We start from the raw sequence: 22,378 nt of genomic DNA, 5'->3' as shown, positions 1-22,378 counted from the left end.
TCATGAAAGTGATAAAAACATGCGCTCTGTCGCAAATTGTTCGTATCATTTTATCCCCCTCCCAGCCCCAAGGCGCCTCCCCATGCTTGCTGTTTTTTTCCGCCCCGGCATCGCGCGCCGGTTGTATGCCGTCTCCGTTGTGCTCATCGTCGCCCTGGCTGCCGCCGCGGTGACGGCCTGGACGCAATTGAGCCGCGTGGGCGAACTGGCGAGTGCGACCGGCCACAGGCGCGTGCCGCAACTCACGCGCATCGCGAGCACGGAGCTGAGCATCACCCGGATCTCCCTGCAGATCCGCCACGCCATGCTGGTGCGTTCTCCCGAGGCCCTGAAGGAGACGCTGGCCGACATCGACACCAAGTACCAGCGGATTGCCGACAACGACGCCGCCTTCCTGGCGGAGCTGAAGGACCCGCGGGCCCGTGAGGATTTCGTGAACGTCTGGCAGAAGCTGGAGCAGGAGTTCAAGCCCATCGCGGACCGCAACCTCCGCCTGGCCGTCGAAGGCCGCAAGGACGAGGCGTTCGAGGTGCTGGTGGGCGAGACCATCCCGATGCGCAACCGCCTGCTCGCCTGGCTGGCCAAGGAACGCCAGACGCAGACCGACCAGCTGCACGCGGAACTGGCCGCCATCCAGCACGACGCCTTCCGGACCCGCACCCAGCTGTCTTTGCTGGTGGTGGCGATCGCCGTGGGCCTGATCGCGTTTTCCTGGTACATCGCCAACCTGCTGCAGCGCCGCGTGGCGCAGTCCTGCGCGGTGGCCGAGCGGGTGCGCGCCGGCGACCTGACGGTGCCCGTGGTGGACACGGCCCGCGACGAGTTCAGCCCGCTGCTGGGTGCGCTGGACCACATGCAGCATGCGCTGACGCGGGTGGTGTCCACCGTGCGTGAGGGCTCGGAGAACGTGGCGACGGCGTCTGCCGAGATCGCGCAGGGCAACAACGACCTGTCGGCGCGTACCGAGCAGCAGGCCAGCGCGCTGCAGGAGACGGCGGCATCGATGGACGAGCTGGGTGCCACGGTGCGGCAGAACGCGGACAACGCGCAGCAGGCCAGCCAGTTCGCGCAGGCGGCCTCCGAAGTGGCCGCGCGCGGCGGCAAGGTGGTGTCGCAGGTGGTGAGCACGATGCGCGGCATCGACCGCAGCAGCAGCAAGATCGCCGAGATCATCGGCGTGATCGACGGCATCGCGTTCCAGACCAACATCCTGGCGCTGAATGCGGCGGTGGAGGCAGCGCGTGCGGGCGAGCAGGGCAGGGGCTTCGCGGTGGTCGCTGGCGAGGTGCGCAGCCTCGCGCAGCGCAGCGCCGGCGCTGCCAGGGAGATCAAGGAACTGATCACCGCCAGCGTGGCGCAGGTGCAGAGCGGCACGGCGCTGGTGGACGAGGCGGGTGCCACCATGGCGGAGGTGGTGGATTCCATCCAGCGGGTGACGGAGGTGGTGTCGGAAATCAGCATCGCCAGCCGTGAGCAGAGCATGGGCGTGGGCCAGGTGGGCGAAGCGGTGACGCAGATGGACCAGGCCACGCAGCAGAACGCGTCCCTGGTGCAGCAGAGCGCAGCCGCTGCGGATGCACTCCGCACCCAGGCGGACCACCTGGTGGCCGCGGTGGCCGTGTTCCGGGTGGAGGCGCGGGCCGATGGCTCGCCGGCGGCCCGGGCACCGGCGCCCGCGCCCGCGCCCGCCCGCATGCTCCAGCGCCCGTTGGTGGGTGCGGTGGCCCGGCTCGGCGCCTGAGTCTCGAAGGACTACCTCGCGGCGGGTGCCCCCGGGACGCCAGGCGCGCCTGCGGGCAGGTTGTCCCGCAGGATGCGCCGGATCTCGAGGATGGCGCCGGGCTGCTCCTGCACGCTGTGGCCGGAGGCAATGATGCGTTCCGAGACGGCTCCGTCCAGGTGTGCGCTGGCATAGGGCACGACGCCATCGGTCGATGCTGTCAGCGGGCCGCCCTCCGACTCCCGGCCCATGATCGAGTGGTAGGGCACGCGCGGCGAGACGGGCAGGCGCGCGGCGGCCTGCACGAGGGGATCGGTGTCGCTCAGGTTGTCGATGCTGTTGGGCAGGCGCACCACGCTGCTGCCGCCTTCCGGCGCCTCGGTGTGCGAGAGCCGCCGGGTGACATCCGCGAACCGCTCCATGGTCGCCAGGGGCAGGGTGACCAGGTTGGAGAGCCAGCGCGTGATCCGGTGCCGTGCCACCGGCGTGCCGCGGTGCGGCGCGGCGATGAAGATGGCCCGGCCGACCTGGGGCAGGGCGTGGAAGCGCAGGAGCGGGTCCAGCTCGGGCTGCAGCGCCTGCCGGTCCTCCAGGGACAGGGGATGCTCCGCGAGCAGGGTGTCCCACAGCGCGTCGCCGGAGTCCGACACCAGCAGCCGCGCGAGCACGCCGCCCATGCTGTGGCCCACGAGCACCATGCCGCGCGATGCGGTGGCCGTGCCCGCCGGGTCGAAGTGGGCAATGGTGCGCTCCAGTGCCTCCTCGATCGCCTGGCGGTTCACCCAGAGCGGCAGGTTGGTGGGGTAGTACACCTGCCACACCTGGTAGTTCTGGCGCAGCGTCTCGTCGCCCAGCACCTCGTTGGCCACGTTGATCCATGCCTCCGGGCTGCTCGCGAGGCCGTGCAGCATGACGATGGTGCGCCGCGAGGGATCGTAAGGCTGCATGAGGTGGATGCGCGGTGCCGACAGGCCGTCTTCCATGCCCAGCAGGCTGCGCATGGCCTGCACCGCGAACCCCGAGCGCGCGAGCCACAGGCCGTAACCCGCCGTGAAATTGCCGGCCAGCGGCACCCGGCGCCCCGCGAGCGCGACCTGCGCCGTGTGGTAGGGATCGTAGAGTTCCACCTGCACATCGCGCGTTTCCAGCACCTCGCCGAGCGTGCTTCCGTCGAAGCGCAGCAGGGCCGTGACGGAGGGGTAGGGCATCTCGCGGAAGGGCTGCTCCGCTTCCGAGGCCGTCTGCAGGGCGCTGCGGCGCGGGCCGCCGTGCAGGTGCGCGTCGCCCGCCGGCTGCGTGGCGGTGACCAGCTCGGCGCCGAAGCCGTCGCGGCGGTAGGTGTTGCGCAGGCCCGAGAACCGCAGCGTGGAAGCGGCGATCAGTTCGCTGGGGCCGGGGGCCCCGCTGGGCAGGCGCAGATCGGAGGTCTCGCTGCGTATCCGCCAGCTGCCCCACTGCAGGCGCCTGCCGGGCGCCAGGTCGCCGCCCTCGGCCGCGACCGTACGGCGGTAGCGCGGGAACATGCCCGCAAGGGCCTGCTGGGTGGCGAAGTTGTAGTAGTCGCGCACCTGGGTCTGGCGGTCCTCGAAGGCGCGTTCCTCGGGGCCGCGCGGCGTGAAGAAGAGGTAGGCCCAGGCGTGGCGGGCGGCTTCCAGCCAGGCGTCCAGCTGCTGGTCCTCGCTGGCGGGAGCAGGGGCGTCGGCACCGGGGCCGGCGGCCCTGCGGTCGCCGCTGGCCCGCAGGGCGGCGAGCAGCCAGAGTTCCGCCAGGGTGGACAGGCGCTGTTCCTCGTCGACGCCGGTCGAGGCCGCGAGCATCTGCCGGCAGGCGGGCATGTCCTGGTCGCAGGCATCGCCGTCGGTGCCGAGCACGCGCAGTACCTCCTGAGCGGCCTCGCTCAGCTGCCCGGTGGTGAGCACGTCGCCGCGGCGCTGCGCGAGGTAGTCGCGTGGCGATACGGCCGAGACGGTGACGCCCGCGCATCCCGCCAGCAGCGAGGCCAGGCAGAGCAGCATGCTCCAGAACGCCAGTCGCCGCATTGCGGACGATCCGCTGCCAGGGCCTGCGGAGGAGGAGGGAGAGTGGAGGGGAGACGGCAGGCAGGAAGTCACTTGCGGGACATGTCCGGTGCTGGAAGGGAGGGGCTTTGCGGCCCGGCCGTGCGCATGCTACACGCGGCGGATGCCCTCGGGGCGGCTGGGGGCGCACCGCTGCAGTAACCTCGGCGGCATATGAGGCTTTATCCGAGTCACCGCCTGCGGGCGGCCGTGCGCGTGGCACTGAGCCACTATGTGGCCAACGGGGTTTCCGTGGCGCTGGGCCTGCTGCTCATCTCCGTTGCCGTGCATGTCTGGCTGGGGGCCGCTGCGGCGGCGGCCGCGTCGGTGGGCGTGATCGTCTGCTCGCCGCCGGACCTGCCCGGGCCGCGCCGCGGCAAGCTCTGGCAGATGCTGCCCGCGCCGCTGCTGGGCATCCCGCTGTTTTTCGCGGTGCAGTGGCTGCATGGCGATCCGCTGCACCTGGGGCTGCTGCTGGTGCCCGGCACCTTCCTGGCCTTCCTCGCCATGGCCTGGGGCCGGCGCGGCATCCCGATCGCCGTGGCGGTGATGTTCTCCATGATCTTTTCGATGGCCGCGGCCCCGCGCGTGCCGCCGGGCGGAGACCCGCTGCCCGCCGCACTGGCGATCACCGCGCATTTCGCGCTGGGCGCGGGGCTGTACGTGCTCTACGCGGTGGTGGCGAACCGGCTGCTCAATGCGCGCTACCGGGTGCAGATCGTGGCCGACACGCTCTATTCGCTGGCGGCGCTCATGCGCGTGCAGGCGCGGTTGTTCGACAGCGCGCCGTCCGGAACCACCGCGCCCGGCGCCACCGCGGCCGCGCAGGGCCCGGAGGACGAAGCCGCGCCGCATGACGGCACGGCGGAGGCACCCCATGCCCTGACCCGCCTGCTGCTGCGTCGGCAGGCAGCCCTGGCGGAGCAACTGCAGGGCGCGCGCAACATCGTGCTGGAGGCGCCTTCCACGCCGGCCCGGCAGCGGCTGGCAGCCATGCTGGTGCAGGTGCTGGAGACGCGGGACCACCTGCTGGCGTGCGAACTGGACGTGGAGGCGCTCAAGGCGCACCCGGGCCACGTGCCGGTGCTGCGTGCGCTGCGCGGTGTGCTGCTCGACACGGCCGCCGAGTTCGCCCGGCTCGCGGACGCGCTGCTGCGCGGAAGCCGGCCCGCGCCGTTCGCCGATGCGCGGCCCGCGCTGGCGGAGCTGCGCTGGAGCGATCCGTTGCCGCCCGCCGCGATCTCGGGCCCGTCGCCCCACGCGTTGGCGCGTGGGCTGGCGGACCGGGTCGGGCACATCAACGACGAGGCCCTGCGGATGAACGCGCTCGCGCGCGGCGAGGCCCCTCCGGACCTGGCCGTGGTACGCGCCAGCTGGCAGATGTTCGTCAGCCCCACGGCCTGGTCCTGGGCGCCGCTGGCCACGCTCTGGCGCTGGGATGCGCCGCCGCTGCGCCATGCGGTGCGCGCCGCGCTGGCCATCGCCGCGGGCTTCCTGGTGGCGCAGGCGCTGCCCTGGGGCACGCACGCGTACTGGATCCTGCTCACCATCGTGGTGGTGCTGCGCGGCAGCCTCGCGCAGACGCTGGAGCGCCGCAACAGCCGTGTGGCGGGCACGCTGCTGGGCTGCGTGCTGGCGGCGGCCCTGCTGGCGGCGCACCTGTCCTCGTGGCAGCTGGTGCTGTGCCTGACGGTGGCGCAGGCCGTGGCCCATGCCTTCGCGGTACGGCGCTACCTGGTCACCGCGGTGGCGGCCACGGTGCTGGGCCTGGTGCAGTCGCACATGCTGCACGGCGGGACGATCAGCCCGGCCTTCGACCTGCTCGAGCGCCTGGCCGACACGCTGATCGGCACCGGCATCGCCTGGGCGTTCTCGTATGTGCTGCCCTCCTGGGAGCGCTCGCAGATTCCGGCGCTGGTGCAGCGCACGCTGGGGGCGCAGGCGCGGCACGCGCGCGAGGCGCTGGCGCTGGGCCAGCTGCACGCGGTGGACAATGCACCCGAACTGGCCTGGCGGCTGGCGCGGCGCGAAGCCTACGACAGCCTGTCGGCCCTCGTGCAGGCCACCGAGCGGGCCATGGCCGAGCCCCGGGCCGTGCAGCCGCCCGTGGTGGCGCTGGAGCATTTGCAGGCGCGCTGCTACCAGTTGCTGGCGCAGCTCACCGCGATCAAGACCATGCTGCTGCTGCGGCGCGGGCGCCTGGATGGCGCGGCACTGCAGGAGTCCCTCGCGCAGACGGCCGAGGCGATCTCCCGCCGGCTGGAAGGGGGCGAGGACGCCGCGGCCACGGTGGATGCCGCGTGGCCGTCGCTCCCGGGCGAAGCGCAGACCTGGCCCGATCCGCACGACGGCGATCTCGGCCCCTGGATGGTGCGCCGCCTGGCGCTGGCCACCGAGCGGGCCGGGCAGGTGCGCGCCGCGGCGCGCGAGGCCGTGGCGACCGGCGGATCCTAGCGGCGGCGCGGGAGGTGGCCGTCCGTGGCGGACATCACCATTCCGCGAGGCTGCCGTCCCGGTGGCGCCACACGGGGTTGCGCCAGCGGTGGCCCTGCCGGGCGCGCTCGCGCACGTAGTCTTCGTTCACCTCGATGCCCAGGCCCGGGCCCCGCGGGATGGCCACCATGCCGTCCTGGTAGGCGAAGACCTGCGGGTTGGACACGTAGTCCATCAGGTCGTTGTCCTGGTTGTAGTGGATGCCCAGGCTCTGCTCCTGGATGAAGGCGTTGTAGCAGACCGCATCGATCTGCAGGTTGGCCGCCAGCGCGATGGGCCCCAGCGGGCAGTGCAGGGCCACGGCCACGTCGTAGGCCTCGGCCATGGACGCGATCTTGCGTGTTTCGGTGATGCCGCCGGCGTGGGACGGGTCGGGTTGGACGATGTCCGCATAGCCCTCCTGCAGCACGCGCTTGAAGTCCCAGCGCGAGTACAGCCGCTCGCCCAGGGCGATGGGCGTGGAAGAGATGCGCGCGATCTCCTTGAGCGCCTCGTCGTGCTCGCTGAGCACGGGCTCCTCGATGAACATCAGCCGGTAGGGCTCCAGTTCCTTGATGAGCACCTTGGCCATGGGCCGGTGGACGCGCCCGTGGAAATCCACGCCGATGCCCACGTGCGGGCCCACGGCCTCGCGCACGGCGGCCACGTTCTGCAGGCAGCGCTCCACCTTGTCGAAGGTGTCCACGAACTGCATTTCTTCCGTCCCGTTCATCTTCACCGCAGTGAAGCCCCGGCCGACCGCGTCGCGGGCCTGGCGCGCGGTCTCGGCCGGCCGGTCGCCGCCGATCCAGCTGTAGACGCGGATTTTGTCGCGCACGTTGCCGCCCAGCAGGTCGGACACAGGCACGCCCAGGGCCTTGCCCTTGATGTCCCACAGGGCCTGGTCGATGCCGGCCAGCGCGCTCATGTGGATGCCGCCGCCGCGGTAGAAGCCGCCGCGGTAGAGCACCGTCCAGTGGTCCTCGATGTTGCGCGGGTCCTTGCCGACGAGGTAGTCGGCCAGTTCTTCCACGGCGGCGGCCACGGTCTGGGCGCGGCCTTCGAGGACGGGCTCGCCCCAGCCGTCGATGCCTTCGTCGGTTTCGATCTTCAGGAAGCACCAGCGTGGCGGCACCAGGAACGTGGTCAATCGGGTGATCTTCATGGCAGGGGAAGTTTCAGGAAACGGTGGCTGCGGTGGGCGAGGAACGGGTGGTCGCTGCGGCGGCCGGTGCCGGGCCCTGTCCGCACGTGCGGGCCATGCCATAGGCGTCGTGCCAGGCCTGGATGAAGGCGACGGCCTTGCGGGCCACGTCGGCCGCGCTGTTGCCGGGGCGGTAGAGGGCCGAGCCCAGGCCGAAGCCGCTGGCGCCTGCCGCCGCATAGGGGGCGATGCTTTCCGGCGCGATGCCGCCGACGGGCGCCAGCGCCACGCTGGGCGGGATCACCGCGCGCCAGGCCTTGAGCACGGCGGGAGGAAGCGCTTCCGCCGGGAAGAGCTTGAGCAGGTTGGCACCGGCGGCCAGCGCCGCATAGGCCTCGGTCAGCGTCGCCACGCCGGGCGCGCAGGCCAGGCCGGCCGCGCGCGCGGCTCGGATCACGGCAGCGTCGCTGTGGGGCATGACGATGATCTGCCCGCCGGCCTCGGCCACATCGGCGCAGTCGTGCGTGGAAAGCACCGTCCCCGCACCGACCACGCAGTCGGTGGGCAATGCATCGCGCAGCGCGCGGATACTGGCCAGCGGCTCGGGAGAGTTGAGCGGCACTTCGATGATGCGGAAACCCGCGTCGTACAGGGCCCGGCCGATCGGCACGGACTCGTGGGGCTGGATGCCGCGCAGGATGGCGATGAGGCCGCAGCGCTGCAGGGCGTGGAACAGGGTGTGGTCGATGGTGGTCATGCTGCAAGGCTCTCCGCGGATGAGGGTTGGGGCGCTCCCCCGGCCGGCAGGCCGGCGGCCCGGGCGATCTGCCAGAGCCCGGTGGGTGTGGCCTGGGCGGCGATGGCGGGCTCGGCGAAGCCCTGCAGCCGCAGGGCCAGCGCGTAGCGGCGGCACAGGTCCGGCTCGCCGCAGAGCAGCGGCTGGACGGGCGCAGCGGCGCTGCCCGGCGGATGCACGCGGGCGAGGGCGGCGACCTCGTGGCCGATGAGCAGGCCCGAGAGGTAGTCGGCCTGGGCGCTGGCGGGCAGCACGCCCGTGAGTCCCAGGGTCCGGGTGCTGAAGATGTGCGATAGCAGGCCCAGGTCGGCATCGCTGCCGCCTGCCACTCGAAGCCCGCGCACGAAGGCGGCGTCGTTCGGTGCGGCGCCGTCCTGCGCGCCGGCCGGGGCCATGGTCCTGCCCAGGATGGTGTGGCCGCGCAGGGCGGCGAAGACCTCGCCGGTCATGAAGGTGTGGAAGCCCTCGATGCCGCCGCTCCGGGCCACCACCCATTTGCTGTGGGAGCCGGGCAGGCCGACCAGCCAGGGGCCGGCGTCTTCGGCGGGCCGCAGGGCCATCACGCCGAGCACCTGGGTTTCCTCGCCGCGCATCACGTTGGGCAGGTCGCCGGGCTGCAGCAGGCCGGGCACGATGTGCAGCGGCTGGCCGCCGTGGCGCTCCACGCGGGTCAGGCCCTGGGCCAGCGCGTCGAGCGAGGTGGGGGCGTGCAGGTAGCGCGCCTCGCGCCAGCCCTGGGCGCTGCCTACCATGCCGCAGGCCAGCAAGGGCAGGGCGGGGTCGGCGGCGAGCCAGTCGCCGCAGGTGTCCTGCAGGGCGCGCTCGAAGGCGGCCCCGGGGCTGGCGTCGGCGCCGGCCGGCGCTGGGGGCAGATGCATGATGCCCCAGGGGCGGTGGCGCAGTTCCAGCACGCGGCCCCCTTCGCCCAGGCGGTAGGCGCGAAGGGAGCTGGTGCCCCAGTCGAGCGCGACAAGGCGGGTGTCCTGCAGGTCGGCTGCGGTACCGTTCATGGCGTGCTGCTCAGCGGGTCCAGCGCAGCACCAGCGGGTCGAGCCGGCGCGCGATGTCGATCAGGCCCCGGCGCACCTCGGGGTGCATGGGTGGGAACGGGTGGCGGCCGGCCTCGCAGGCGATCACGCCGCCTTCCTTCATCAGCGCCTTGGCCGTGAGGATGCCGCCCTGGCGGTTCTCGTGGTTGATGAGCGGCAGCCAGCGCTGGTAGAGCGCGAAGGCCTGGTCCCTGTCGCCCTGGCGGTGGGCCTCGATGATGGGGCGGATGCCATCCGGGAAGGCGCCGCCCGTCATGGCGCCGGTGGCGCCCGCGTCCAGGTCGGCCAGCAGGGTGATGGCTTCCTCGCCGTCCCACGGGCCTTCGATGGCGTCGCCGCCCAGGCGGATCAGTTCGCGCAGCTTGCTGGCGGCACCGGGGGTCTCGATCTTGAAGTAGGCCAGGTGCTCGATCTCCTGCGCCATGCGGGCGAGGAAGGGGGCGGACAGCACCGTGCCGCTGGCGGGCGCGTCCTGCACCATGATGGGAATGTCGATGGCGTCGGACACGCGGGCATAGAACTCGTGGATCTGCGCCTCTGGCACGCGGAAGGTGGCGCCGTGGTAGGGCGGCATCACCATCACCATGGCCGCGCCCATGTCCTGCGCTGCGCGGCTGCGCTCGGCGCACACGCGGGTGCCGTAGTGCGTGGTGGTGACGATCACCGGCACCCGGCCCGCGACATGCTCCAGCGACGTGCGGGTGAGGATCTCCCGCTCGGCGTCCGACAGCGAGAACTGCTCGGAGAAGTTGGCCAGGATGCACAGGCCATCGACGCCGGCATCGACCATGAAATCCAGGCAGCGCTTCTGGCTTTCCAGATCGAGGCTGCCGTCCTCGTGAAACGTGGTCGGCACGACCGGGAAGATGCCGCGGTAGCGGGGGGATCGGGCAGGATGTTTTGTGGGCATGGGGTCACAAATTCATGAGTTGGTCAGGTCTGCTTGGCACTTCGCTTTGAGCGCTGCGGACGCTACTGGCGCGGCCGAAAGCGCGGGCAGCCGAGCAAGGGCCGCCCCGCAGCGAGGGCTGCGTCCCCCTGCCCGCATTGCGCAGCAATGCGAGAGCGGGGGGAAGGCGCGCAGCGCCTCAGGGGAATGTTCATAGTCAATGCGAATGGCGGGGTACGGCGGCGCCACGGCAGCCCACCAGGAAATCGAAGTCGCAGCCCTCGTCGGCCTGCAGCACGTGATCGACATAGAGGCGCTGGTACCCGCCGCGGCCGCCATGGTCGGTGGCGGCCAGTTCGGCCAGGCGCGCGGCCAGTTCCTCGTCGCTGATGTCCAGGTGCAGGCGCCCCTGCTCGCAGTCCAGCTCGATGAAGTCGCCGTCGCGCACGGCGGCCAGGGGACCGCCGGCCGCGGCCTCGGGCGCCACGTGCAGCACCACGGTGCCGTAGGCGGTGCCGCTCATGCGCGCGTCGGAGATGCGGACCATGTCCTTCACGCCCTGCCGCAGCAGCTTCGGCGGCAGGCCCATGTTGCCCACCTCGGCCATGCCGGGGTAGCCCTTGGGGCCGCAGTTCTTCATGACCATCACGCAGCTGGCGTCGATGTCCAGGTCCTCATCGACGATGCGCTCCTTGTAGTGCTCCAGGTTCTCGAACACCACGGCGCGGCCCCGGTGCCGGAGCAGTTCGGGCGTGGCGGCCGAAGGCTTGAGCACCGCGCCGCGCGGCGCCAGGTTGCCGCGCAGGATGCAGATGCCGCCATCGGCGATCAGCGGGTTGTCCAGCGGGCGGATCACCTCGTCGTTGTACTGGGGCGCATCGCGCACGTTGTCCCACAGGCTCCTGCCGTTCACGGTGAGCGCGTCCGGATGGGGCAGCAGTCCGTTCTCGCCCAGGCGGCGCAGCACGGCGGGCAGGCCGCCCGCGTAGTAGAACTCTTCCATCAGGAAGCGGCCCGAGGGCTGCAGGTCCACCAGCGTGGGCGTGCCGCGCCCGATGCGGGTCCAGTCCTCCAGGTCGAGCTGCACGCCGATGCGGCCGGCGATCGCCTTCAGGTGGATGACGGCATTGGTCGAGCCGCCGATGGCGGCGTTGGTGCGGATGGCGTTCTCGAAGGCTTCGCGCGTCAGGATCTTCGAGAGCGTGAGCCCTTCGTGCGCCATCTCGACGATGCGCTTGCCGGACATGTGCGCCAGCACGTAGCGGCGCGCGTCCACCGCCGGAATGGCGGCGTTGTGCGGCAGCGAGGTGCCCAGCGATTCAGCCATGCAGGCCATGGTGCTGGCCGTGCCCATGGTGTTGCAGGTGCCGGCCGAGCGCGACATGCCGCCTTCGGCCGCGAGGAACTGGTGCAGCTCGATCTCGCCCGCCTTCAGGGATTCGTGCAGCTGCCACACGGCCGTGCCCGAGCCGATGTCCTTGCCGGCCAGCTTGCCGTTGAGCATGGGCCCGCCCGTGACCACGATGGCCGGCACGTCGCAACTGGCCGCGCCCATCAGCAGCGCGGGCGTGGTCTTGTCGCAGCCGGTCAGCAGCACGACGGCGTCGATGGGATTGCCGCGGATGGCCTCCTCCACGTCCATGCTGGCCAGGTTGCGCGTGAGCATGGCGGTGGGGCGCAGGTTGGATTCGCCGTTGGAGAAGACGGGGAACTCGACCGGGAAGCCGCCTGCCTCGTAGATGCCGCGCTTGACGTGCTCGGCGATCTTGCGGAAGTGCGCGTTGCAGGGCGTGAGTTCGGACCAGGTGTTGCAGATGCCGATGATGGGGCGGCCGTCGAACTCATGGTCGGGGATGCCCTGGTTCTTCATCCAGCTGCGGTACATGAAACCGTTCTTGTCGGCCGTGCCGAACCATTCGGTGGAGCGGAGTTTGCGCGGAGGGGTGGTCATCGTGGGGCTCGAGAGGGATGCGGAAAACGGAAAGCGAAAAGGCAGTGGCGGGTCAGCGCCGCCGGCCGGAGCGGCGCGTGAGCAGGCGCTGCAGCAGGCAGAAGACGAACAGCAGCACGCCGACGGCGATGCGCGTCCACCACGAACTGAGGGTGCCGTCGAAGGAGATGAGCGTCTGGATGATTCCGAGCATCAGCACGCCGAAGAGCGTGCCGGCCACGTAGCCCACGCCGCCCGTGAGCAGCGTGCCGCCGATGACGACGGCGGCGATGGCGTCCAGCTCCATGCCCACGGCATGCAGCCCGTAGCCCGAGAGCATGTAGAAGGTGAACACCACGCCGGCCAGGGCCGAGCAGAAGCCCGACAGGGTATAGACCCCCACCAGCGTGGAGCGCACCGGCAGGCCCATCAGCACGGCCGAGTGCTCGTTGCCGCCCACGGCATAGACCGCGCGGCCGAACGGCGTGCAGTGCGCGATGAAGATGCCGGCCAGCACCACGGCGATGGCGATCAGCGCACCCAGAGAGATCGAGGCGGTTTCGGTCAACTGCAGGCGCCATTGCGCGAGTTCCGAATAGCCTTCATGCGTGATGCTGATCGAATCGATGCTGATGAGATAGCAGAGCCCCCGCGCCAGGAACATGCCGGCCAGCGTGACGATGAAGGGCTGCAGCCGGAAGCGCTCGATCAGGAAGCCCATGAACGCGCCGAAGCACGTGCCCATCAGCAGCAGCACGGGCACGGCCGCCGCCGGGTTCCAGCCGTGGCGCTCCACCAGCGACGCGAACACCATGGTGGTCAGCGCGACCACGGCACCCACCGACAGGTCGATGCCGCCCGAGAGGATGACGAAGGTCATGCCCACTGCGACGATGATGAGGAAGGCGTTGTCGATCAGCAGGTTGAGGAACACCTGGGCCGAGAAAAAGCCCGTGTAGCGCACCGAGCCCAGCGTGGCCATGGCCACGAAGAGCGCGATGGTGGCGGCCAGCGGCAGGTACCTGGCGTTCAGGCGCGGGCCGCGCGGGGCCGGCGCCGTGGCCGCGGCCGGGGTCATGACGGCGCTCATGGCAGGACCCTCCCGGCGGCGGGGCGGCGCGCGAGCAGGCCCACCTGGGTGCGGAACTCGGGCGACTGCAGCAGCATGACGACGAACACCACCACTGCCTTCACCACCAGGTTCACCTCGGGCGGCACGCCCAGCGAATAGATGGCGTAGGTCAGCGTCTGGATGATGAGCGCGCCGATCACGCTGCCTGCCAAGCTGAAGCGCCCGCCGGTGAGCGCCGTGCCGCCGAGCGTGACGGCCAGGATGGCGTCCAGTTCCATCAGCTGGCCGGCGTTGTTGCCGTCCGCGCTCTTCACGTTGGAGCTGATGAGCAGGCCCGCGATGCCCGCGCACACGCCGCAGAACACGTAGGCCGCCATGATGAGCCGGCCGGCCTGCACGCCGGCCACCCGTGCCGCCGTGGGGTTGACGCCCACGGCCTGGATGAAGAGCCCCAGGGCCGTGCGCGTGATGGCGAGGTAGAGCACCGCGAATACCGCCGCGGCCACGAAGAGCGAGAACGGCAGCCCGGCCAGGTAGCCCCCGCCCATGAAGAAGTAAGGCGCGTAGTAGATGGTGATGATCTGGCCGTCGGTGATGAGCTGGGCGATGCCCCGGCCCGCCACCATCAGGATCAGCGTGGCGATGATGGGCTGCATGCCCACCCGGGCCACCAGCACGCCGTTCCACACGCCGCACAGCAGCGCCACGCCCAGGGCGCCCAGGATGGCGACCGGCAGCGGAAAGCGGCTCTCGGTGGCGGACACCGATCCGCCGATCAGCCAGGCGGCCACGGCCGCGGCGATGGCCACGGTGGCGCCCACCGAGATGTCGATGCCGCGCGTGGCGATCACCATGGTCATCCCCAGCGACACCAGCACCAGGGGCGCGGCGCGGTTGAGGATGTCGATAAGGCTGCCGTAGAAATGGCCGTCGCGCCATTCGATGTGCAGGAAGCCCGGGTTGAAGGCGGCATTGATCGCCAGCAGGAGCAGCAGCGTGATCACCGGCCAGGCCAGGCGATGGCGCAGCAGTGCGGCGGGGGCGAAGGGGGAAGTGCGCTGCTCAGGCATGCTCGTGGTCTGCGATGAGTGCATAGATGTCGTCCTCGCTGCTGCCGGCGGGCAGCTCGCCCACCTTGTGGCGGTCGCGCAGCACCACGATGCGGTGGGCCACGCGCACCACCTCGCTCATTTCCGACGAGATGAAGAGCACGGCCATGCCGGCCTGCGCGAGGCGCAGGATCTGGTCCATGATTTCCTGCTTGGCGGCCACGTCGATGCCGCGCGTGGGCTCGTCGAGGATCAGCAGGCGCGGCTCGGTCGCCAGCCAGCGCGCCAGGATGGCTTTCTGCTGGTTGCCGCCCGACAGCAGGCCGATGGGCGTTTCCACGCTGGCGGTCTTGATGCCCAGCAGCTGCACGTAGCGCTCCGCCAGCGCGGCCTGTTCGCTGCGCGGCAGGAACCTGCGCACTCCCATGCGCGCCTGTAGCGCCAGGGCGATGTTCTCGCGCACCGAGAGTTCGGCCACGATGCCGTCGGTCTTGCGCTCTTCGGGGCACAGGGCGAGGCCCTGCCGGATGGCGTCCATGGGGTTGGAGAAGGCCACCGCGCGGCCGTCGATGCGCAGCATCCCGCGGTCGGGCTGTTCCAGCCCGAACAGCAGGCGCGCCAGCTCGGTGCGGCCCGCGCCCAGCAGGCCGGCCAGCCCGACCACCTCGCCGGGGCGGATCTGCAGGTCCAGCGGCTGCAGCTGTCCGGCCTGGCCCAGGCCCTCGGCCTGCAGCAGCGCGGGTGCCTGCGTGGCACTGTCCTGCGGCGCCTGTGCGCTGGCGGCCTGCGCGGCCAGTTCGCGGCCCAGCATGGCGGCGATCAGCGCCTGCGGGCCCAGGTCCTTCGCCAGCCATTCGCCCACCCAGGTGCCGTTGCGCAGCACGGTGATGCGGTCCGACACGGCATAGACCTGGTTCAGGAAGTGCGTCACGAAGACGATGGACAGGCCTTCGGCGCGCAGGCGGCGCAGCACTTCGAAGAGCTTTCTCACCTCGTCGTCGTCCAGGCTGGAGGTGGGTTCGTCCAGGATCAGCACGCGCGCGTCGATGGAAAGCGCCCGGGCGATCGCCACCAGCTGCTGCACCGCGACGGGGTAATCCGACAGCAGGCGCCCCACGTCGATGTCCAGGCCGATGCGGGCCACCAGCTCGGCCGCGCGCCGGTGCATCTGCGCCCAGTCGATGCGCCAGCCCTGCGCCAGCCCGTGGCGCGGGTAGCGGCCCGCGAAGATGTTCTCGGCCACCGAGAGGTTGGGGCAGAGGTTGACCTCCTGGTAGACCGTGCTGATGCCCAGGCGCTGGGCGGCCAGGGGAGAGTCGGGCCACACCGGCTGGCCGGCCAGGCGCATCTCCCCGCCGCTGGCCTTGAGCACGCCCGTGAGCACCTTGATGAGGGTGGACTTGCCCGCGCCGTTCTGCCCCATCAGGGCGTGGATCTCCCCGGGGTAGAGGCGCAACTGCACGTCCTGCAGCACCGGCACGCCGGAGAACTGCTTGCGGATGCCCGCCAGTTCCAGCACGGGCGCTGCGCCCGGTGCGGGAGCGGTGGCGGGGGCTTGCGTGGGCGAGGTCATGGTATCCGTGCTGCGTGGGCGGGCGGGCAGGGCGCTGGCCGGGTCAGGGATCAGGCCTTGTTCTTGTGATAGACGTCGACCAGCACGGCGGCCAGCAGCACCACGCCCTTGATGACCTGCTGGTAGTCGATGCCGATGCCGAGGATGGACATGCCGTTGTTCATCACGCCCATGATGAAAGCGCCGATCACCGCGCCCATGACCTTGCCCACGCCGCCCGAGGCCGAGGCCCCGCCGATGAAGCAGGCGGCGATCACGTCCAGCTCGAAGCCCAGGCCTGCCTTGGGCGTGGCGGTATTGAGCCGGGCCGCGAACACCAGGCCCGCGAGCGCCGCCAGCACGCCCATGTTCACGAAAGCGTAGAACGACAGGCGCTCGGTCTTGATGCCCGAGAGCCGGGCGGCCTTCTCGTTGCCGCCCATGGCGTAGATGCGGCGGCCGATGGTGGTGCGGCTGGCGACGAAGTCGAACAGCACGATCAGCAGCGCCATCACGATCAGCACGTTGGGCAGGCCCTTGTACGAGGCCAGCAGGTAGCTGAGGTACACGAGCAGCGCGGTGAACACCGCATTGCGGGCGACGAAGAAGGCGGCGGGTTCCATTTGCACGCCGTGGCGCACGCGGTTGGCCCGGGAGCGGACGCCCGCCACCACCAGCGCGGCGGCCACGGCCGTGCCCAGCAGCAGCGAGGTCACTTTCAGGCCCTGCATGCTGAACAGGTCGGGAATGAAGCCGGAACTCAGGCGCTGGAAGGATTCCGGGAAGGGCCCCACGGACTGTCCGGCCAGCAGCGCCAGCGCCAGGCCCTTGAAGACCAGCATGCCCGCCAGGGTGACGATGAAGGACGGAATGCGCGAGAACGCGACGAACCAGCCCTGCAGCCCGCCGATCAGGCCGCCGCACAGCAGGCAGACCAGCGTGGCGGGAACGAAGTGCCACTGGTACTGCACCATGAGCACGGCCGCCAGCGCGCCGATGAATCCGCTGACCGATCCCACCGACAGGTCGATGTGGCCGGCCACGATCACCAGCAGCATGCCCAGCGCCATGATGACGATGTAGCTGTTCTGCAGCAGCAGGTTGGTGAGGTTGAGCGGCTCCATCAGGGTGCCGTCGGTCATGTACTGGAAGAAGCCCATGATGGCGACCAGCGTGATCAGCATGCCGTACTCGCGCAGGTGGTGGCGGGCATGCTCCAGGGGCGAGCGGCCGGTGCGTGCGGGCGTGGTGGCGGATGCGGCAGCGGGGGCGGCGGCAGTGGCGGAGGAGTCGGGCGTGGAGGTCATGGAAGACATGTCAGTGGGCTTTCACGATGGCGCTCATGATCTTTTCCTGCGATGCCCGGGCCGTGGGCATCTCGGCGACGAAGCGGCCTTCGTTCATCACGTAGAGGCGGTCGGTGATGCCCAGCAGCTCGGGCATTTCCGAAGAGATCACGATCACGCACTTGCCTTCGGCGGCCAGCTGCGCGATGAGGGTGTAGATCTCGTACTTGGCACCCACGTCGATGCCGCGCGTGGGCTCGTCGAGGATGAGGACTTCGGGGCGGGTGAAGAGCCACTTGGCCAGCACCACCTTCTGCTGGTTGCCGCCCGAAAGGTTGAGCGTCTTCTGGTCCACGCCGGAGGAGCGGATGCGCAGCTGCTCGCGGAATCCCTGGGCCACCGCGTGCTCGCGGCCGCCGTCGATCACGCCGGCCGAGGAGACGCCTTCCAGGTGGGCCAGCGAGATGTTGAACCGGATGTCCTCGTTCAGCACCAGGCCGTTGCCCTTGCGGTCTTCGGTCACGTAGGCCAGGCCGTGGCGCACGGCCTTTTCCACGGTGCCGACGTCGATGGGCTGCCCGTCCAGCAGCACTTCGCCGCTGATGCGCCGGCCCCACGAGCGTCCGAAGAGGCTCATGGCCAGCTCGGTGCGGCCGGACCCCATCAGGCCGGCGATGCCGACGATCTCGCCGCGCCGTACCTGCAGGTCGATGCCCTTGAGGAACGGCGCCTCGGGCCGTTGCGGGTGGTAGGCCTGCCACCCGCGCACCTCGAAGGCCACCGGGCCGATGTCGGGCGTGCGCGGCGGATAGCGGTCGGCCATCTCGCGGCCGACCATGGCCTGGATCACCCGGTCTTCGCTCACGGGCGCGGCGCGGCAGTCCATGGTTTCCACCGTGCTGCCGTCGCGCAGCACGGTGACGGAGTCGGCCACGCGCGAAATCTCGTTGAGCTTGTGCGAAATCAGGATGCAGGTGATGCCCTGGCTTTTCAGCTCCAGCAGCAGGTCCAGCAGGGCCTGGCTGTCGTTCTCGTTCAGGCTGGCGGTGGGCTCGTCCAGGATCAGCAGGCGCACCTGGCGCGACAGCGCCTTGGCGATCTCCACCAGTTGCTGCTTGCCCACGCCCAGCTGGCCCACCAGGGTCTCGGGCGATTCCAGGAGGCCCACCTTGTGCAGCAGCGCCTGGGTCCTGCCGTGCGCCTCCATCCAGTCGATGACGCCGTGGCGGGCGGTCTCGTTGCCCAGGAAGATGTTCTCGGCGATGGAGAGCAGGGGCACCAGGGCCAGTTCCTGGTGGATGATGATGATGCCCAGGTGCTCGCTGTCGCGGATGCCCGCGAACCGGCGCTCCTCGCCGTCGAAGACGATCTCGCCGCTGTAGCTGCCGTGCGGATAGACGCCGGACAGCACTTTCATCAGCGTGGACTTGCCCGCGCCGTTCTCGCCCACGATGGCGTGGATCTCTCCGGCCTGCACGCGCAGGTCCACCCGGTCCAGGGCCACCACCCCGGGGAAGGTCTTGCGGATGTTCCGCATCTCTAGAAGCATGGTCTCGGTGTCCGTTGGCGTCGCTGGCGGGCCCCCGCACCCGGTCCGTCAGGGCCGGGGCGGCGGCACGTGGCACGGGAAGCGCGGCCCGCGGCGGGCCGCGCGCGGCGGATCACTTGATCTGCGATTCCTTGTAGTAGCCGCTGTCCACCAGCACCTTCTTCCAGTTCGACTGGTCCACCAGCACCGGCTTGAGCAGGTAGGAGGGCACGACCTTCACGCCGTTGTTGTAGGTCTTGGTGTCGTTGACCTCGGGCTGCTTGCCCGACAGCACCGCGTCCACCATGTCGGCCGCCACCTTGGCGAGCTCGCGCGTGTCCTTGAACACGGTGGAGGTCTGCTCGCCCTTCAGGATGGACTTGACCGAAGGCACCTCGGCGTCCTGGCCGGTCACGACCGGGCAGGGCTGCTGGGCGGTGCAGTAGCCCACGCCCTTGAGCGACGAAAGGATGCCGATGGAGATCCCGTCATACGGCGAAAGCACGGCGTCCACCTTCTCCTTGCCGTAGTAGGCCGAGAGCAGGTTGTCCATGCGGGCCTGGGCCGTGGCGCCGTCCCAGCGCAGGGTGCCGACCTTGTTCATCCCGGTCTGCTTGCTGCGCACCACCAGCTTGCCGCTGTCGATGTAGGGCTGCAGCACGCTCATCGCGCCGTCGTAGAAGAAGAAGGCGTTGTTGTCGTCGGGCGAGCCGCCGAAGAGCTCGATGTTGAACGGGCCCTTGCCCTGCTTCAGGCCCAGCTTGTCCACGATGGACTGCGCCTGCAGCACGCCGACCTGGAAGTTGTCGAACGTGGCGTAGTAATCGACGTTCTTCGAACCCTTGATGAGGCGGTCATAGGCGATGACCTTCACGCCCTTGTCCGCCGCACTCTGCAGCACGCGCGAGAGCGTGGTGCCGTCGATGGAGGCGATCACGAGCACCTTCGCGCCCTTGGTCACCATGTTCTCGATCTGGGCGAGCTGGTTGGGGATGTCGTCTTCCGCGTACTGCAGGTCGGTCTTGTAGCCGCGCTCCTTGAGCACTTTGGCCATGTTGTCGCCGTCGGCGATCCAGCGGGCCGAGGACTTGGTCGGCATGGAGATGCCGATGCTGCCCTTGTCCGCGGCATGCGCCAGCGGCAGGGTGCCGAGGGCGGCGAGGGCGAGGGCGGCAGCGGTGGTTTTCAGAAAGGTTCGCTTCACGGGAGTCTCCTGGTTTTTATCGGTGTGCGAGAGGGGTTGGGATTCAGTACTTGCGCTTGGGGAATTCCTGGGCCGCGGTCTCCATCGGGAAGATGCCTTCTTCGGTCACGATGCGCTTGGGCACCGTCTTGCCGGCCTTGATGTCCTTGACGGCCGCCATCAGCTGCGGGCCCAGCAGGGGGCTGCATTCCACGGTCACGTTGAGCTTGCCGGCCATCATGGCCTCGAAGGCGCCCTTTACGGCATCGATGGAGATGATGGTGATGTCCTTGCCGGGCTTCATGCCGGCCTCCTCGATGGCCTGGATCGCGCCGATGGCCATGTCGTCGTTGTGCGCGTAGAGCACGTTGATCTTCCTGCCCTCGGCCTTCAGGAAGGCTTCCATCACTTCCTTGCCCTTGGCGCGGGTGAAGTCGCCGGTCTGCGAGCGGATGATCTTGAACTTCGGGTCGGCCTTGACGACTTCCTCGAAGCCCTTCTTGCGGTCGATGGCCGGGGCCGAGCCCACGGTGCCCTGCAGCTCGACGATGTTCACGTCGCCCTTGCTGTCCTTCATCTTCTCGACCAGCCAGCGGCCGGCCTTGCGGCCTTCTTCCACGAAGTCCGAGCCCATGAAGGTGACGTAGAGCGACGTGTCCCTGGTGTTGACGGCGCGGTCGGTGAGCACCACCGGGATCTTCGCGGCCTTGGCCTCGCGCAGCACCGGCTCCCAGCCCGACTCCACGACAGGCGAGAACGCGATCACGTCCACGCGCTGGGCGATGAAGGAGCGGATGGCCTTGATCTGGTTCTCCTGCTTCTGCTGCGCGTCGGAGAACTTCAGTTCGATCCCGGCGTCCCTGGCCGCCGCCTTGATCGATTCGGTGTTCGCGGTGCGCCACTCGCTCTCCGCGCCGACCTGGCTGAAGCCCAGCACGATGGGCTTTTGCGCCCACGCGGCCGCGGGCAGCAGGGCGGCCACGGGCGCGCAGGCCAGGGCCGTGGCCAGCGTGCGTCGGGTCAGTTTCGTCATCTTTGTCTCCTGTCTTTATGGTGGTGTGATGAAGGAAGGGGGAGAGGGGCGGGGAAGGCAGTGGGCATTCCTCTCAGGCCAGCATGTAGCCGGTGCGGACCGTGGTGAAGAACTCCGCGGCGTGGCGGCCCCGGTCGCGCGGGCCGTGGCCCGGCTCCCGGCGCTCGCCCTGGAAATCCGCGCCGGCCGTGGGCAGGTTGACCATGGTCATGCCCGCGCGGGCATGCCGCTTGAAATGCATGGCATGCTTCAGCGAGGTGGTGCAGATGCCCGCGCACAAGCCGCGGGGCGTGTCGTTGGCGATCCCCAGGGCGTGTTCGTAATCGTCCGCGCGCAGCACGCAGGCCACGGGGCCGAAGATCTCCTCGCGGGCGATCCGGTGTTCGGGGCGCGCGGTGAAAAGCGCCGGACTCAGGTAGTGGCCGGGCGTGGGGCGCTCGATGCGCTCGCCGCCGAAGACATGCTCCGCACCGTCCTGGCGGGCGGCCGCGATGTGCTCCAGGTCCTGCGCCAGCTGGCGTTCGTCCACCACGGGCCCCATCCCCGTGCCGCGCTCCAGTGCATGGCCTACGGGGACCGCCGCCAGGCGCTGGCGCAGCCGGGCCACGAACTCGTCGTGCACGCGGGCCTCGACCACGATGCGGCTGGAGGCCATGCAGTGCTGTCCGGCGGAGCCATAGGCACCCTGCAGGGCGCAGTCCGCGGCCTGGTCCAGGTCGGCGTCGGCCAGCACCACCAGCGGATTCTTGCCGCCCAGTTCCAGCTGCACCCTGGCGCCGCGCGCCGCGACCGAGCGCAGGATGCGCGCGCCGATCGGCCCCGAGCCGGTGAAGCTCAGGGCATCGACCAGGGGATGGTCCACCAGGGTCTGGCCCACTTCGCGCCCGCTGCCCATGACGAGGTTGAACGCGCCCGCCGGCAGGCCGCTGCGGGCGATGATCTCGGCCAGTGCCCAGCCGCAGGCCGGCACCCGTTCGGCCGGCTTGAACACCACCGTATTGCCGAAGGCCAGGGCCGGCGCGATCTTCCACGCGGGAATGGCGAAGGGGAAGTTCCAGGCCGCGATCACGCCGACCACGCCCACCGGTTCGCGCGTCACCTCCACCTGCACGCCCTGGTGCATCGATGCCATCAGCTCGCCGGGGATGCGCAGCGCCTCGCCGGCGAAGAACTTGAAGATGTGGCCGCTGCGGACCACTTCCGCCACCGCCTCGGGCAGGGGCTTGCCCTCTTCGCGGGCCAGCAGCGTGCCCAGCTCTTCCTTGCGTGCCAGCAACTCGCTGCCCACGATGTCCAGCACGTCCGCGCGCCGCTGGGGCGCGCTGCGGCTCCAGTGGCGCAGGGCATCCGCAGCGGCCCGCACGGCCTGGCCCGCCTGGTTCCGGTCGGCGCGGGCGTATTCGGCCACCACCTCCCGGGTGTCGGACGGATTGACGCTCACCCCGGTGGTGGTGCCGATCTCCCAGCGCCCATTGATGAGGTGCCGGGGCGTCTGCTGCATGTCGCCAAGCTTCATGGACCCTCTTTGCTACGGTTGCGACGCAGTCTATGGAGGTTTTTTATATCAATCCAATAGTTTTTTGGACAAAATACATATCAATCCCGGCATTCAGGAAAA

General features: G+C 70.1%; 16 protein-coding genes. 2 read left to right on the top strand and 14 right to left on the bottom strand.

The window, feature by feature from the left end; all coding sequences use genetic code 11:
- Window positions 1–82: 82 nt before the first annotated feature.
- On the top strand, window positions 83–1,741 hold the full coding sequence (locus ACGHC0_RS15410; RefSeq protein WP_415266047.1) for a methyl-accepting chemotaxis protein: 1,659 nt from the start codon (window positions 83–85) through the stop codon (window positions 1,739–1,741).
- A gap of 11 nt (window positions 1,742–1,752) precedes the next feature.
- Here ACGHC0_RS15410 and ACGHC0_RS15405 read toward each other — a convergent pair whose 3' ends face one another.
- Complete coding sequence (locus ACGHC0_RS15405; RefSeq protein ID WP_415266046.1) at window positions 1,753–3,759, bottom strand: esterase/lipase family protein; 2,007 nt, start codon at window positions 3,757–3,759, stop codon at window positions 1,753–1,755.
- Between the two features lie 192 nt (window positions 3,760–3,951).
- Here ACGHC0_RS15405 and ACGHC0_RS15400 point away from each other — a divergent pair, with 192 nt between their 5' ends.
- A complete protein-coding gene (locus tag ACGHC0_RS15400; protein WP_415266045.1) occupies window positions 3,952–6,231 on the top strand; it encodes an FUSC family protein in 2,280 nt (759 codons plus the stop codon).
- A 34-nt stretch (window positions 6,232–6,265) separates the two neighbouring features.
- On the opposite strand, the gene dgoD is transcribed toward ACGHC0_RS15400, so the two are convergent.
- The 13 genes from dgoD to ACGHC0_RS15335 all read right to left on the bottom strand — a co-directional run bounded on the left by dgoD (window position 6,266) and on the right by ACGHC0_RS15335 (window position 22,276).
- Window positions 6,266–7,414 (bottom strand): galactonate dehydratase, encoded by a 1,149-nt coding sequence (gene dgoD / locus ACGHC0_RS15395; RefSeq protein ID WP_368351810.1) that lies wholly within the window; start codon window positions 7,412–7,414, stop codon window positions 6,266–6,268.
- 13 nt (window positions 7,415–7,427) lie between these two features.
- Window positions 7,428–8,150 carry a 2-dehydro-3-deoxy-6-phosphogalactonate aldolase gene (locus ACGHC0_RS15390; protein WP_415266044.1) on the bottom strand — a complete coding sequence of 241 codons (723 nt, stop codon included), beginning with the start codon at window positions 8,148–8,150 and terminating at the stop codon, window positions 7,428–7,430.
- A complete protein-coding gene (locus ACGHC0_RS15385; RefSeq protein ID WP_415266043.1) occupies window positions 8,147–9,199 on the bottom strand; it encodes a 2-dehydro-3-deoxygalactonokinase in 1,053 nt (350 codons plus the stop codon). Before ACGHC0_RS15385 ends, ACGHC0_RS15390 begins: the two co-directional genes overlap by 4 nt.
- 10 nt (window positions 9,200–9,209) lie before the next feature.
- Entirely contained in the window at window positions 9,210–10,148 is a 939-nt protein-coding gene (locus tag ACGHC0_RS15380) for a dihydrodipicolinate synthase family protein (RefSeq protein WP_415266042.1), read from the bottom strand.
- A gap of 196 nt (window positions 10,149–10,344) precedes the next feature.
- On the bottom strand, window positions 10,345–12,078 hold the full coding sequence (locus ACGHC0_RS15375) for an IlvD/Edd family dehydratase (protein WP_011795362.1): 1,734 nt from the start codon (window positions 12,076–12,078) through the stop codon (window positions 10,345–10,347).
- A gap of 52 nt (window positions 12,079–12,130) precedes the next feature.
- The gene (gene yjfF / locus ACGHC0_RS15370) at window positions 12,131–13,147 is read right to left on the bottom strand and encodes a galactofuranose ABC transporter, permease protein YjfF (protein WP_415266041.1); all 1,017 of its coding nucleotides are present in this window, start codon (window positions 13,145–13,147) and stop codon (window positions 12,131–12,133) included.
- Window positions 13,144–14,223, bottom strand: coding sequence for an ABC transporter permease (locus ACGHC0_RS15365; RefSeq protein WP_415266040.1), 1,080 nt, complete (start codon window positions 14,221–14,223; stop codon window positions 13,144–13,146). The genes yjfF and ACGHC0_RS15365 overlap by 4 nt, the downstream gene beginning before the upstream one ends.
- Complete coding sequence (locus ACGHC0_RS15360) at window positions 14,192–15,751, bottom strand: sugar ABC transporter ATP-binding protein (RefSeq protein ID WP_415266039.1); 1,560 nt, start codon at window positions 15,749–15,751, stop codon at window positions 14,192–14,194. The genes ACGHC0_RS15365 and ACGHC0_RS15360 overlap by 32 nt, the downstream gene beginning before the upstream one ends.
- Window positions 15,752–15,801: 50 nt before the next feature.
- A complete protein-coding gene (gene mmsB / locus ACGHC0_RS15355; protein ID WP_368351804.1) occupies window positions 15,802–17,046 on the bottom strand; it encodes a multiple monosaccharide ABC transporter permease in 1,245 nt (414 codons plus the stop codon).
- Between the two features lies 1 nt (window position 17,047).
- Entirely contained in the window at window positions 17,048–18,565 is a 1,518-nt protein-coding gene (gene mmsA, locus ACGHC0_RS15350) for a multiple monosaccharide ABC transporter ATP-binding protein (protein ID WP_415266038.1), read from the bottom strand.
- A 112-nt stretch (window positions 18,566–18,677) separates the two neighbouring features.
- Window positions 18,678–19,748 carry a multiple monosaccharide ABC transporter substrate-binding protein gene (gene chvE / locus ACGHC0_RS15345; protein WP_415266037.1) on the bottom strand — a complete coding sequence of 357 codons (1,071 nt, stop codon included), beginning with the start codon at window positions 19,746–19,748 and terminating at the stop codon, window positions 18,678–18,680.
- Between the two features lie 43 nt (window positions 19,749–19,791).
- Window positions 19,792–20,760: an ABC transporter substrate-binding protein gene (locus ACGHC0_RS15340; RefSeq protein WP_415266036.1), complete on the bottom strand. Its 969-nt coding sequence runs from the start codon at window positions 20,758–20,760 to the stop codon at window positions 19,792–19,794.
- 73 nt (window positions 20,761–20,833) lie between these two features.
- Window positions 20,834–22,276, bottom strand: coding sequence for an aldehyde dehydrogenase family protein (locus tag ACGHC0_RS15335; protein WP_368351800.1), 1,443 nt, complete (start codon window positions 22,274–22,276; stop codon window positions 20,834–20,836).
- Window positions 22,277–22,378: the final 102 nt, after the last annotated feature.

Source organism: Acidovorax sacchari, from assembly GCF_042847045.1.
GTDB classification, from domain to species: Bacteria; Pseudomonadota; Gammaproteobacteria; order Burkholderiales; family Burkholderiaceae_C; genus Paracidovorax; species Paracidovorax sacchari.
The sequence above is the reverse complement of the archived record's forward strand: the minus strand, read 5'-3'. Positions and strand labels throughout refer to the sequence as shown.

Coding starts and splice junctions, on each gene's coding strand:
- ACGHC0_RS15410 (WP_415266047.1), top strand. CDS start 83: ATGCTTGCTGTTTTTTTCCGCCCCGGCATCGCGCGCCGGTTGTATGCC.
- ACGHC0_RS15405 (WP_415266046.1), bottom strand. CDS start 3,759: ATGCGGCGACTGGCGTTCTGGAGCATGCTGCTCTGCCTGGCCTCGCTG.
- ACGHC0_RS15400 (WP_415266045.1), top strand. CDS start 3,952: ATGAGGCTTTATCCGAGTCACCGCCTGCGGGCGGCCGTGCGCGTGGCA.
- dgoD (WP_368351810.1), bottom strand. CDS start 7,414: ATGAAGATCACCCGATTGACCACGTTCCTGGTGCCGCCACGCTGGTGC.
- ACGHC0_RS15390 (WP_415266044.1), bottom strand. CDS start 8,150: ATGACCACCATCGACCACACCCTGTTCCACGCCCTGCAGCGCTGCGGC.
- ACGHC0_RS15385 (WP_415266043.1), bottom strand. CDS start 9,199: ATGAACGGTACCGCAGCCGACCTGCAGGACACCCGCCTTGTCGCGCTC.
- ACGHC0_RS15380 (WP_415266042.1), bottom strand. CDS start 10,148: ATGCCCACAAAACATCCTGCCCGATCCCCCCGCTACCGCGGCATCTTC.
- ACGHC0_RS15375 (WP_011795362.1), bottom strand. CDS start 12,078: ATGACCACCCCTCCGCGCAAACTCCGCTCCACCGAATGGTTCGGCACG.
- yjfF (WP_415266041.1), bottom strand. CDS start 13,147: ATGAGCGCCGTCATGACCCCGGCCGCGGCCACGGCGCCGGCCCCGCGC.
- ACGHC0_RS15365 (WP_415266040.1), bottom strand. CDS start 14,223: ATGCACTCATCGCAGACCACGAGCATGCCTGAGCAGCGCACTTCCCCC.
- ACGHC0_RS15360 (WP_415266039.1), bottom strand. CDS start 15,751: ATGACCTCGCCCACGCAAGCCCCCGCCACCGCTCCCGCACCGGGCGCA.
- mmsB (WP_368351804.1), bottom strand. CDS start 17,046: ATGTCTTCCATGACCTCCACGCCCGACTCCTCCGCCACTGCCGCCGCC.
- mmsA (WP_415266038.1), bottom strand. CDS start 18,565: ATGCTTCTAGAGATGCGGAACATCCGCAAGACCTTCCCCGGGGTGGTG.
- ACGHC0_RS15340 (WP_415266036.1), bottom strand. CDS start 20,760: ATGACGAAACTGACCCGACGCACGCTGGCCACGGCCCTGGCCTGCGCG.
- ACGHC0_RS15335 (WP_368351800.1), bottom strand. CDS start 22,276: ATGAAGCTTGGCGACATGCAGCAGACGCCCCGGCACCTCATCAATGGG.